The sequence below is a fragment of the Acinetobacter sp. TY1 genome (genome assembly GCF_048551395.1).
Taxonomy (GTDB): domain Bacteria; phylum Pseudomonadota; class Gammaproteobacteria; order Pseudomonadales; family Moraxellaceae; genus Acinetobacter.
This window is the reverse complement of record NZ_JBLYZK010000001.1, coordinates 15,866-28,163: the sequence shown is the minus strand read 5'-3', so window position 1 is coordinate 28,163 and position 12,298 is coordinate 15,866. Positions and strand designations below refer to the sequence as shown.

The window sequence follows — 12,298 nt, the reverse complement described above, 5'->3', positions numbered from 1 at the left end:
TATTAATATTAAAATAATTAAGCATAAAAACTCGGATCAGGTACTTTTCCAGTTAACACCCATTCCCCGACTTCCTGATATTTATAATCAATCGGGTCATGCAAAGTCTGCGTGCGTACATTGCGCCAAAAACGATCTAAATTCAGTTTGGCTGTAGTCGCTCTAGCACCCATGACTTGGAAAATATTCTGCGTGACAAAAAGCGAAGTATTGGTCGCTGCAATTTTTGCAGTTGCAATTGCAATCGAGACTTCTCCACGCTGTTCAGCCGTTAGATTTTCACCAATATCCCAAGCCTTTTGCAAAATTTCGACTGCTTTATTTGCCAATAAACGCACACCTTCAAGTTGTACATAAAATTCAGCAAAATGCTTTTGAGTAAATGGATCATTCACCGCATTTTCAACTAGCGATTTCGACCATGCTTTTTGACTTTGCACAGTTTCTTTTGCGACTTCAAAAGCCCCTTCTGCGACACCTAAAAATAAATGTACAAAAATTAATTGGGCAATAAGCGGACGTAAACTCGAATATGGCGTACTTAGAGGACCGGGATTTAACAATAATTCATCTTTAGAAATTTTTACTTGTTCAAAATGGCTTGTTCCACTATCGGTTTGGCGCTGTCCCATGTTGTTCCAATCCCCCAAGAAGCTTACGCCTTCACGAACTGTTGGAATCACACCAATCAATAATTTTCCTGCTTCGTCATAAGCTGAACAAAGTAAAATATCGGAATCAATTGAACCTGAGCAGAAACTTTTATCACCCTGAAAAATAAATTCATTTTCAGAAATTTTCTGTACTGTTGTTCGTTTATCTAAAGGATTTAAAGTATTGCCCCAAAACAAATTTTCTTTGGCAGTTTGCTCAAACCATTTTGCATATTGTTCTGGTTGTGAAAATAACTGTACAGTGGCAATCAGTAAATGATGAAAACCATAAACATGTGCAACAGAACTATCCACTTGTGCAATGGTTTGAATGGTTTTAAAAATTGTTTTCCAATTGGTACCTTGCCCACCATATTGCTTCGGAATGGATAGCCCTAACAAACCACTTTGGCGAATTAAATCACGCTCAGCTTTCGGATTTCCACCCGCCTTATCTCGTTCAGATGCTGTAAGCGCAAACTGATCTGCAAGCTGTTTTGCAACATGAATGGGGTCTGCCAAAGTCTGTTGTGATACGTTCATTATCCTGTCCTTTTTAACTTCCATGAGCTTAGCAGACTGAAGCAAATACGCTTATCTGAATGCTTGCTGTGCTTATTCTATCAATAAAAATACCGCCTGATTGATCTCGGCGGTATTCCACTTTGGATTAGATCACAAAAATAAAAAGTGTTTTTAAATGAAAATCTTCTCCCTAACTCTCTCCTTTAAAAAGAAGAGGTGAGGAATATATTCCACAAGATTGTGAATTAACTTTATTCAAAATCGAATGATATAAAAAAGATACTTTTCAAAATCAACTATTCGCCTCCACTTCTTTAATCAACTGATCGACCACACTTGGATCAGCTAATGTTGACGTATCGCCTAAGCTGTCCAATTCATTGGCTACAATTTTACGTAAAATACGGCGCATAATTTTACCTGAACGAGTTTTTGGCAAAGCGGGTGCCCAAAATATCGCATCAGGTGTTGCCACAGGTCCTAATACTTTACGTACCCAATTAACTAATTCTTTCCGCAGCTCCTCAGTTTCAGGCTCACCTGCTTGCAAGGTTACATAAGCTGCAACACCTTGCCCTTTTATGTCATGAGGCATACCAACTACAGCAGACTCAGCAACTTTTTCATGCGCTACTAAAGCACTTTCAATTTCTGCTGTGCCTAAACGATGACCTGAAACATTGAGCACATCATCAACACGCCCTGTAATCCAATAATACCCATCAGCATCACGGCGAGCACCATCACCTGTAAAATAATTTCCAGGATAAGTTGAAAAATAGGCTTCTATAAAACGTTCAGGATCACCCCAAATGGTACGCATCTGACCTGGCCATGAAGCTTTTATAATCAAATTACCTTCAGCTGCACCTTCTATTTCATGACCTTCAGCATCAACTATTGCAGGTTGAATACCAAAAAATGGACGTGTTGCTGAACCTGGTTTCAGCGCAGTTGCTCCTGGTAAAGGTGAAATGAGAATACCGCCTGTTTCCGTTTGCCACCATGTATCGACAATTGGACAACGGCTTTCACCAACAACGGTATAGTACCAATTCCATGCTTCAGGATTGATCGGCTCACCGACTGAACCCAATAAACGTAAGCTACTACGATCACTTTCACGAACAAATGCATCACCCTCACGCATCATCGCGCGAATGGCAGTCGGTGCTGTATAGAGAATGCTGATATTGTGTTTGTCGACAATATGCCCTGTACGAGCCCACGTTGGGTATTGTGGAATTCCTTCTGACATCACGGTGGTCGTACCATTGGACAAGGGTCCATACAGCACATACGAATGCCCTGTAATCCAACCCACATCTGCGGTACACCAAAAAACATCATTTTGTTTGATATCGAAAATTTCGCGAAATGTTGTATTCACATAAGTCAGATAACCACCTGTCGTATGCAACACTCCTTTCGGCTTTCCTGTTGAGCCTGATGTATACAAAATAAAGAGTGGATCTTCGGCATTCATTGGTTCAGCAGGACAAATATCCGTCACGGTCATAATTTCCATGTGATACCACAAATCACGATCTTCTTTCATCGTAATCGGATGACCTGTTCGATGCACAACTATCATCTTTTGAACCGATTCTGTCCCTGCAATCTGTAAGGCTGCATCGACATTTTCTTTCAGGGGAATAGTTTTTCCACCACGCATGCCTTGATCGGCAGTAATGACCAATTTTGCCTGACTGTCTTCAATACGACTTGCCAAGGAATCAGGTGAAAAACCACCAAATACTACGCAGTGCACCGCTCCAATACGAGTACATGCAAGCATAGCAATCGCAGCTTCAGGAATCATCGGCATATACAAAACCACACGATCCCCTTTGCCAACACCTTGTTTCTTCAGTACATTAGCAAAACGGCAAACCTCATCGTGTAGTTCAACAAATGAAATAATTTTATGCCGAGATGGATGATCTCCTTCCCAAATAATTGCAGGTTTTAAGGGATGTTCTTTTAAATGACGATCAAGGCAATTTTCACTGACATTCAATTGCCCATCGGCAAACCATTCAATTTTGAAATTGTTTGGGTCATAACTTGAGCCATTTACTTTGGTAAAAGGCTTGATCCAATCTAATTTTTTGGCTGCCTCTGCCCAAAAAGCATCAAGATTAGAAATAGAGTCTTGATAACGCTCAAAATATTGCTGCTCATTGGTTCGAGCTGTTTTCGCAAATGCATCGGGTACAGGATAGAGTTCTTTCATTGTAATCTTCCTTGTCTTATTGCTCTCATCACGAGAGACTTACTAAGTTTATTGATTATTTTTTAAACTATTACTCAAGTATTACGATACTGCAAAGTGGCGAACAATTGTGCTTTGGTCGTAGACCTCGGATTCACATCTTGATTATATTTTGTACCATATAATCTGAAATGATGTGAAGCCTTTGAGGTCATACACTGTTTTTATTTTTCTATTTGATTTTTATTTTGTTTTCGATATTGAACAATCAATTTTTATAAGCCAATCTCTTCTAAGGTTTTACCTTTGGTTTCCTCACCCAAAATTAAAATTACGGCAGCAACAGCCAATAGAACAATGGTAAACATCATAAAGACATTACTAAAACCATTTGCCGATACCATCATATGGGTTACCACAAGCGGTGCAACAATGCCACCAACACGCCCGACGGCTGAAGCCCAACCTGAACCAAAGGCACGAATATTGGTTGGGTACTGTTCAGGGGTATAGGTATATAAAACGCCCCATGCACCCAAGTTAAAGAACGACATCAAACAGCCCCACAGCATAATCATTTGTACAGAATCTGCCTGTCCAAAGAAATAAGCTGAAACAGCACACATACCAATAAATCCTGCCAAAGTTGCTTTACGTCCAAGCTTTTCAACCAACCATGCGGCAACGATATAACCCGGAAGTTGTGCCAAAATCATACCCAGAACATATTCAAATGACTGCACAATGGTATAGCCCTCTTTAACCAATAAGCTCGGCAACCATGTGAAAATTCCATAATATGAATACACAATACCGAACCAAATGAGCCATAACATTAGCGTACGTTTAGCAAAAGGATTTGACCAAAGCTGTGAAAATGACACAGTCTGTTTTTCGGCAACAGGCTTCACTTCAATGGTTTCAATCACTTCTACACCACATTCACGTTCTAGCCTTTGCACCAAAGCATGTGCTTCTTCTATACGTCCACGATTAATGAGATATGGCACAGATTCAGGCACTTTTTTCAAAATCATAAAGACATAAAGCGCAGGTAAGCCACCAATTAAAAAGGCAATGTGCCATCCATAACTTGGAATGACGAAATAAGAAATCAGTGCTGCAACGAGCCAACCCAAGCCCCAAAAACTTTCAAGTAAAACAATAAACCGCCCACGAACATGTGCAGGAATGTATTCACTTACCAAAGTTACAGCGACAGGAAGTTGCCCACCTAACCCCAAACCGACGATAAAACGGAATACCAAAAGCCACGTTAAATTTGGTGCAAAAGCACAAAGTGCCGTTGCAATACTATAGGTCACTAAAGTAATGGCAAAAACGGTTTTTCGTCCAATTCGATCAGCAAGTCCACCTGAGAACACTGCACCAATCGCCATTCCGACAAAACCAATGGACACCACCCAACCTTTTTCAGTCGGTGTCATTTGCCATTCTTCGGCCATTCTTGCCAAAATGAATGAAATCAGACCTGTATCCATGGCATCGAACATCCAACCAAGTCCAATCACCCACAATAAGGTATAGTGAAATTTGCCAATCGGTAAGCGTTGTACCCGTGATACTAGATCCATAATAACTACTCTGTATGCGCCTGTAGAGGCGAAAAAAGGAGATGCTGTTTTTTCAACAGGGTTATTTTTATCGCTTATTATTGAAAATGGTTAAGCTCAACTTAACCATTCTCTATTTTCATTGACGCAGTATAGCGTAGATATTAGCTTTCATCTTTGGAAGATGCCGATTGTTCATCATCTTCTTTATAAATAAATTTCGGCATTTCTAAACCAAAATAAATGGCGATGCAACGTAATGAAAAACCAAAAACTAAGGTCGAAATAACCGTAAGTTCAAGTGATGCACCCATGTCGATACAAAACCAATAGAAGATCACCGCAACAAATGAAATAGATGCATATAACTCACGGCGGAAGACCAATGGGACATCATTACACAAGATATCTCGTAAAATACCACCCGACACGCCTGTTAGTACGCCTGCAACGGCACAAACCACAAAGCCGTGCCCCATTTGTAATGCCACTTGGCAGCCAATAATGGTAAAGGCGATTAGCCCCATTGCATCCAACAATAAGAAAATTGAATGTAAGTGCTTCATCCATTTGGCAATAATGATAGTGACGAACGCTGCAAAACAGGTTAAAACAAGGTATTCAGGATGTTTAACCCAAGTCAGTGGATAATGTCCAAGTAAAACATCTCGAACTGATCCGCCACCGAGTGCGGTCACACAGGCAATTAAAATGACGCCAAACCAATCCATACTGCGTCGTCCTGCTGACAACGCGCCGGTCATGGCTTCCGTCGTAATTGCAATAATGTAAATAACGGTGAGTAACATTGCCCTTCATCCGCTGATGGGTAAAAGATGCGCGCTAGTTTAAGTCAAATTGAATGAAAAGTTACAAAAATTGTGCACAACATTGCTTAAATTTTTTACCCGAACCACAAATACAGGGTTGTTTCATTGTGATTTGCTGATCTGTAGTCGGATCGAGGAAATACCATTCATTTTCATGGCGTACAAAATGTGAAATTTCATGGTGTATTTCCACCTGTTGAGTATGACTATTTTGGTCGACATAGTGGGCTTTAAACTCCACTTGAGCATGATTTTTATCCAATTTTTCTTGGGCTTTTACAATTTCGAGTTTTAACCATTGATTGGCTTTACTCCAATCTGCAATAGCTTTGACATCTAAAGCTTGCTGTTGTCCAAGTGCAGTGGTTTTTAAAATATAATCAATTTCATATTTTGCAAATGCACTGTAACGTGAACGCATCAATTGTTCGGCACTTTGTGCTTTTGTCTTTCCTATATGTAAAGGCTGACAGCATTGGCTATATAGTACTGAACCGCATGGACAAGAGAGATTTGACATAAACAAAAACCGTATAAATAACCAAACGAATTATAAATAATCTGGATTATAAATAGCAGATACCTATTGAAGTTTTGTTATTTTATTGATTAAAACCTAGCCACTTTGACGAAGACTTACACTCCAACACCACATAAAAAATTTTATATTCAACATGCGAAAAGAAAGACTTTCTATCTAGCATTTTGACCAAGACCATATCTAAAACCACAAAAAAATTAGTATTAAAATTAATATAATAGATTTACATACTTAGAGTACCGTATTACAGTATTGTTCAAATATTAAACTTTCTTAAATAAGCCTAAAAACTTCTGAAAGGAGTTAAGCATGTATAGTACCCTAACAAAAAAATTGTTGTTGGCAGTTGGTATCCTCGTTATCGCTGAGGTTGCAATAGCATGTACACGTGTTGTTTATCTAGGAGATAATGATGTAATAACAGCACGCTCTATGGACTGGAAAAGCGATGTAGGAACTAATCTTTGGATTCTACCAAGTAATGTCAAACGAACTGGCATGGCTGGACCTAAGTCTATTCAGTGGACATCAAAATATGGCAGTGTTATTGCCACTGGTTACGATATTTCCACCACAGATGGGGTGAACGAAAAAGGTTTAGTAGCAAACTTACTTTGGTTAGTTGAATCTGAATATCCCGATGTTCAGAAAAATAAGAAACCACCGCTGAGTATCTCACTTTGGGCACAGTATGTATTAGATAATTATGCAACTGTAAATGAAGCAATTCAGGCTTTAGAAAAAGAACCTTTCATGATTGTGACTGATCAAGTTCCTGGTGAAAAGCGTTTAGCAACGTTGCATTTGTCTATTTCTGATTCTACAGGTGATAGTGCTATTATTGAATATATTACTGGTAAGCAAACGATTCATCATGATAAAAAATATCAAGTAATGACAAACTCTCCAACATTTGATCAGCAACTTGCTTTAAATACATATTGGAAACAAATAGGCGGGACAACCATGTTGCCTGGTACTAACCGAGCAGCAGATCGTTTTGCTAGAGCATCATTTTATATTAATGCAATTCCTAAAAATGCGACACCTGAACACTCATTAGCGAGTGTATTTAGTGTAATTCGCAATACATCCGTTCCCTTTGGGCTTAATACTGAAGAAGAACCAAATATATCGTCTACTCGCTGGCGTAGCGTAATTGATCATAAAAAAGGTTTATATTTTTTTGAATCTGCAGTATCGCCAAATATTTTTTGGGTGGACTTAAAAGAAATTAACTTTAAAGATGGTCAAACTAAAAAGCTTGAATTGGGCCCAGATCAAGCGAAAACATATGCAGGCAAAGCCAATTCTTATTTTAAGATTACTCAACCATTTCTATTTTTAGGTATTCAGTAGGATATTGAACATGATAAAGAATTTTTTTTACATTCCTTTTATTATATTGATGATTACAGGCTGTACTTCAAATCCTAACGATACTAATCCAAACTTAGGCACAAGAGGTTTATTAATTTGTGAGACAAATGAGATTTGTCCAATTGTTACAGTCGTATGGAACGAAACTCATAAAGATATTTTAAAGGTAAATTTGAGCTTAAGTAGTGTATATAAAAAATATAATATTGAAAAAGTTGTATTTAGTAATGATATAAAAAATCTATCATTTAATGTAATTGGACCCACTGAAATTGATTTTATATTTAAAGCTAATCGTTCACGTAATAGTATTATAGTTCCTATCAATATGATGACTGAATTTCAAGGATCTCAAAATGTATTTATGAAAATATATACAGATCAAGGTGTTATTAAACGTTATATTGTGAAAGATAATGTTAAAGCACCTGTATTTGAAGACTTTACGAAATACTATAAATAACATAAATTTAATGAATTTTTAGCGAATTATAGAAATGTTATTTATAAATTCAAACGTTTTTATCCGAATATTTAAAAGTTAGATTTCCCTACACTACCTAAATTTAAGAAGTCATTTGATCGAATAAATCTACCAGTGATTGAGAGTTACTCATATTTAAATCAAATACTTAACAAAAATAAAAAGCCAATCTTCTGATTGGCTTTTTATTTGAAAATTACTTACTCATCATCAGACTGCTTCAATGCCACAATATGCACTTTCTCAATTTTATGACCATCCATGGTTACTACTTCAAACTCATATCCATCTGCATGAAGTTTCTGACCATTTTCAGGCAAACGACCTAAATGATGTAAAATATAACCAGATAATGTCGAATATTGTTCTGACTCATCAACTAAGTCACGACCAAGTAATAAAGATACATGACGAATATCGGTTGATCCTTCTAAAATCAAGGAACCATCAGCTAGACTTTCAGCCGCAGCATCAAGTTCATCTTCATCAGGAAACTCACCTGCAATCGCTTCAAGAACATCGATTGGCGTTGCAATTCCTTCAATTGAACCATATTCATTGAGGACAATCGCCATTTGAAGTGGAGCTTGGCGAAGTTGTTCCATGACCATAAGAACTTGGGCATTTTCATGCACAATTACAGGTTCACGTAAGTGTTTTTGAAAATCTAAAATACCCGTTTCAATATAATCATTTAAAACTTTGTGGGTAAGTACAATCCCTGCAATATTGTCCAATTCACCATGTGCCACAATTAAACGAGAATGTGTCATCGACATTAAACGCTCTTTTACAGAAATATGATCATCATCTAAATCAATCCATTCGAGTTCAGGTCGTGGAGTCATCACCGATTTGACAGGGCGTTCAGATAAGCCCAATACACCTTGAACCATTACACTGTGATATGCGCCATTTTCATCATCAAATATTTCATCGGCAAGTGCCTGTGTTGCAATTACATCTTCATTTTTACCATTTTGATTGTCTGAGTTTTTTCCCCCCAACATTTTCAAAACAGCAGAAGCAGTACGGAAACGTAAATCTGTAGTTGTCACCATTTTTTCTTGGTTTTTACGCATGACTTGGTTCATAAACTCAACCAATACTGAGAAGCCAATCGCTGCGTACAAATAACCTTTTGGAATGTGATAACCAAAGCCTTCAATGATCAGAGAGAAACCGATCATCATCAGGAAACCAAGGCATAAAATCACCACTGTCGGATGATTGTTGACAAAATTCATTAGGGCTTTTGATGCCCACAGCATAATGCCGACAGCAATCACTACAGCAATCATCATTACGGACAATTCTTTGACCATACCAACTGCTGTAATCACACTGTCTAAAGAAAATACAGCATCAAGTACCACAATTTGGACAATAACCATCCAAAATACAGCGTGAACAGGATTTTCGTCCTTCACTGCTTGTGCACCCTCTAGACGCTCGTGTAGCTCCATCGTTCCTTTAAACAACAGGAATACACCGCCAAAGAGCAAGATCAAATCGCGTCCCGAGAAGGCGTGATCAAGTACATGGAATAGTGGTTCGGTAAGTGTAATCACCCATGCAATGGATGCAAGCAACACCATTCGCATACAGAGTGCGAGTAGTAAACCAATAATCCGGGCTTTATCACGTTGTTCAGGTGGCAGTTTTTCTGCCAAAATTGCAATAAAGACTAAATTATCGACACCCAAAACAATTTCAAGGACAACCAATGTCGCAAGACCAACCCATGCAGAAGGATCAGACATCCATTCCAATATCATTGATTGTGCCCCTGCATGTCAGTACTTGGCTTAGTTGAATTTAAGAAATGTAAGATTTTCTTCAGTTTAGACTGAGAATTTATTATGTATGAAGACTGTGTCTTTATTGAGCGACGACAACCACTACTCATGATGATTCATTTGTTGTGAAAATTAGTATTCATTATAGGCAAATATCGGGAAAACTTCATCTGTTTATTTTTTTCAACTGCATTCTTCACTCATGTTGCATGTGCAAAAAATCTCTAAATATCACGCTAAAATGGCTTTGTCATATTTATGTCTTTAAATACAGACTACGCTATGTAGAACATGCTAAGTTAAGATGAAATAAAAATTGATGAACAGTGTATTAAAAAATATGACACATAATGCGTTAAATTCTTCCCATAAAACCACTCAACCTCTCATTGCACTGTACTGCGGTTCTCGTGCGGGTAACCATCCTATTTATCGTGAAAAAGCCATTCATTTAGCACGTGGTATTGCCGAACAAAACTTTGGTATTGTCTATGGTGGTGCAAGTATTGGGTTAATGGGACAAGTGGCCGACACCGTGATTGAGTACGGTGGTGAAGTGGTTGGTGTGATCCCTGAATTTATGCTCGATTATGAAATTGCGCATAATACATTGACTGAATTACATATTGTTCAAAATATGCATGAGCGTAAAGCCATGATGGCAGAACGTGCCAATGCCTTTGTTGCCCTCCCAGGTGGTTTTGGTACTTTTGAAGAGATTTTGGAAATAGCGACTTGGGCCCAACTCAATCAGCACCAAAAACCAATGATGCTCTACAATGTGAATGGGTTTTATGATCATATGATTGCCCAACTTGATCATGCTGTTGCTGAAGGTTTTTTACCGCCACAGCACCGTGCAAAATTAATTGTATGCAACCATTCTGACCAAATTTTTAACGCCATTAAAAATTTGAATAATCCTGAAAAATTTGTAGTTTAATTATTAAACTTTTCAATAAAAAACCGTCTTTTTATGTGGCTCACGCTAGTCAGGAAGAAAATTTATTTGATAGATATTTAAATCTTCCCTTTCCTCTCTTTAAAAAGAGAGGAACTACCTGAAATTTAATAAGATTTAGATCATAAAAATCTCCCTCCTTTTTCAAAGGAGGGTTGGAAATGATTTAAAAATTATGAATTGACGAACATTACTTTCATATAATGGTTTTTATTGTGTCGATCTCAAATAAGATGTTTAAGACTGCAAACCTAAAATCACATATTAATGACGTAAAGATTCAATCCAATGATATAACCATGGCAATGTGGTTGCGAGTAAAATACTCATCAATAAACCAATCAAAAGTTTGAGTGCATCTTTACTTACATTACGTGAAGTACGGTGTTTATTGACTTCGACCAAATGCATAGACATGGCAAATTCACGACCTGCGAGTAAACCTAAGAATACCCAAGTCGTACTCATTGGAATATTACTCATTTCTTTAAAGACAAGTAAAATTAATGCATAAATGAAATCGATAATCGTTGCAGAGCGCACATCTTGCACCCCTGTTTTGGTATCAATAATATTCTGAATTGCACCGCCACGTTGATAAAAAACGATACCTAATAAAACTACAAACACGGTAATCGCAAACGACATAAACCAAAATGGCACAACACGAGGCACATAAACAAAGATATTCGCCAAATCTTGAATCAGCCACTGACTCCACAAGAAACCTGTCGATACCCATTGAATAGCCATCCATGTCTTAGAAACAGGTTCATCGCGGGTTTGTGAAAAATACAACGTGACTTTTTTAATGACAAAACGATAAATTAAAATTGCCGCAACAAAAGCTACTGCGTAACCGAGCATTGACTTGGTGAGCATTGAACTTAAACTGCTTGGAGAAAAAATTGTAAGTACAAGGAACGTGGTACTGACAGGAATCCCAAAACGAGTTAAAAACAGGAGTAATACAGGCGGTACAATATACAGCCATGTCATACCCTCTTTTGGAAATGGAATAGTGTCTAAACGTCCATAAGATGCATCACCTACACCCGATGTCCACCAACCATACATCAATACAACAGCTAAAATAGTACTCGTATATATCCATAACACCCACCAAGGTCGGTGTGCATTGGATGAAATAAATGTCCCTAGTGTTTGAGGAACGTCATTTCCGACAATTGAATACGCAGCTAAGCAAAAGCCGACGATCATCAACAGTTCAATGCCCATGATTTTTCACCTTGTTGAATGCCATAAAATAGTCTTTCATTTTGAGAAAGTGTGCGAGATTATGCCAATTTTGCAATTTTTTAAACCTTTAGTTTTC

Annotated in this window: 10 protein-coding genes; 3 read left to right on the top strand and 7 right to left on the bottom strand. The window is 37.8% G+C overall.

Annotation, left to right across the window (positions count from 1 at the left end; translation table 11 throughout):
- Positions 1 to 17: 17 nt before the first annotated feature.
- The 5 genes from ACK2M2_RS00110 to ACK2M2_RS00090 form a co-directional block, all read right to left on the bottom strand.
- Positions 18 to 1,196: an acyl-CoA dehydrogenase family protein gene (locus tag ACK2M2_RS00110; protein WP_419345745.1), complete on the bottom strand. Its 1,179-nt coding sequence runs from the start codon at positions 1,194 to 1,196 to the stop codon at positions 18 to 20.
- A gap of 274 nt (positions 1,197 to 1,470) precedes the next feature.
- On the bottom strand, positions 1,471 to 3,414 hold the full coding sequence (gene acs / locus ACK2M2_RS00105) for an acetate--CoA ligase (protein ID WP_419345744.1): 1,944 nt from the start codon (positions 3,412 to 3,414) through the stop codon (positions 1,471 to 1,473).
- A 254-nt stretch (positions 3,415 to 3,668) separates the two neighbouring features.
- Positions 3,669 to 4,988 (bottom strand): MFS transporter, encoded by a 1,320-nt coding sequence (locus ACK2M2_RS00100; RefSeq protein ID WP_419345743.1) that lies wholly within the window; start codon positions 4,986 to 4,988, stop codon positions 3,669 to 3,671.
- 143 nt (positions 4,989 to 5,131) lie between these two features.
- Complete coding sequence (locus tag ACK2M2_RS00095) at positions 5,132 to 5,776, bottom strand: trimeric intracellular cation channel family protein (protein WP_409512300.1); 645 nt, start codon at positions 5,774 to 5,776, stop codon at positions 5,132 to 5,134.
- Positions 5,777 to 5,837: 61 nt separating this feature from the next.
- A complete protein-coding gene (locus tag ACK2M2_RS00090; protein WP_419345742.1) occupies positions 5,838 to 6,317 on the bottom strand; it encodes a YchJ family protein in 480 nt (159 codons plus the stop codon).
- Between the two features lie 330 nt (positions 6,318 to 6,647).
- Here ACK2M2_RS00090 and ACK2M2_RS00085 point away from each other — a divergent pair, with 330 nt between their 5' ends.
- Both ACK2M2_RS00085 and ACK2M2_RS00080 read left to right on the top strand, forming a co-directional pair.
- Complete coding sequence (locus ACK2M2_RS00085) at positions 6,648 to 7,697, top strand: linear amide C-N hydrolase (protein WP_419345741.1); 1,050 nt, start codon at positions 6,648 to 6,650, stop codon at positions 7,695 to 7,697.
- Positions 7,698 to 7,707: 10 nt separating this feature from the next.
- On the top strand, positions 7,708 to 8,181 hold the full coding sequence (locus ACK2M2_RS00080; protein ID WP_409512297.1) for a hypothetical protein: 474 nt from the start codon (positions 7,708 to 7,710) through the stop codon (positions 8,179 to 8,181).
- A gap of 221 nt (positions 8,182 to 8,402) precedes the next feature.
- Here ACK2M2_RS00080 and ACK2M2_RS00075 read toward each other — a convergent pair whose 3' ends face one another.
- Positions 8,403 to 9,980 carry a TerC family protein gene (locus ACK2M2_RS00075; RefSeq protein WP_419345740.1) on the bottom strand — a complete coding sequence of 526 codons (1,578 nt, stop codon included), beginning with the start codon at positions 9,978 to 9,980 and terminating at the stop codon, positions 8,403 to 8,405.
- A 340-nt stretch (positions 9,981 to 10,320) separates the two neighbouring features.
- On the opposite strand from ACK2M2_RS00075, the gene ACK2M2_RS00070 reads away from it, so the two are divergent.
- Positions 10,321 to 10,944 (top strand): TIGR00730 family Rossman fold protein, encoded by a 624-nt coding sequence (locus ACK2M2_RS00070; protein ID WP_409512295.1) that lies wholly within the window; start codon positions 10,321 to 10,323, stop codon positions 10,942 to 10,944.
- A gap of 282 nt (positions 10,945 to 11,226) precedes the next feature.
- Here the strand turns inward: ACK2M2_RS00070 and ACK2M2_RS00065 are convergent, their stop codons facing one another.
- Entirely contained in the window at positions 11,227 to 12,201 is a 975-nt protein-coding gene (locus tag ACK2M2_RS00065; RefSeq protein WP_419345739.1) for a hypothetical protein, read from the bottom strand.
- Positions 12,202 to 12,298 lie beyond the last annotated feature (97 nt).

What these genes read in the sequence shown, in the direction of transcription:
- ACK2M2_RS00110 (WP_419345745.1), bottom strand. Translation starts at nt 1,196, where the DNA reads ATGAACGTATCACAACAGACTTTGGCAGACCCCATTCATGTTGCAAAA.
- acs (WP_419345744.1), bottom strand. Translation starts at nt 3,414, where the DNA reads ATGAAAGAACTCTATCCTGTACCCGATGCATTTGCGAAAACAGCTCGA.
- ACK2M2_RS00100 (WP_419345743.1), bottom strand. Translation starts at nt 4,988, where the DNA reads ATGGATCTAGTATCACGGGTACAACGCTTACCGATTGGCAAATTTCAC.
- ACK2M2_RS00095 (WP_409512300.1), bottom strand. Translation starts at nt 5,776, where the DNA reads ATGTTACTCACCGTTATTTACATTATTGCAATTACGACGGAAGCCATG.
- ACK2M2_RS00090 (WP_419345742.1), bottom strand. Translation starts at nt 6,317, where the DNA reads ATGTCAAATCTCTCTTGTCCATGCGGTTCAGTACTATATAGCCAATGC.
- ACK2M2_RS00085 (WP_419345741.1), top strand. Translation starts at nt 6,648, where the DNA reads ATGTATAGTACCCTAACAAAAAAATTGTTGTTGGCAGTTGGTATCCTC.
- ACK2M2_RS00080 (WP_409512297.1), top strand. Translation starts at nt 7,708, where the DNA reads ATGATAAAGAATTTTTTTTACATTCCTTTTATTATATTGATGATTACA.
- ACK2M2_RS00075 (WP_419345740.1), bottom strand. Translation starts at nt 9,980, where the DNA reads ATGATATTGGAATGGATGTCTGATCCTTCTGCATGGGTTGGTCTTGCG.
- ACK2M2_RS00070 (WP_409512295.1), top strand. Translation starts at nt 10,321, where the DNA reads ATGAACAGTGTATTAAAAAATATGACACATAATGCGTTAAATTCTTCC.
- ACK2M2_RS00065 (WP_419345739.1), bottom strand. Translation starts at nt 12,201, where the DNA reads ATGGGCATTGAACTGTTGATGATCGTCGGCTTTTGCTTAGCTGCGTAT.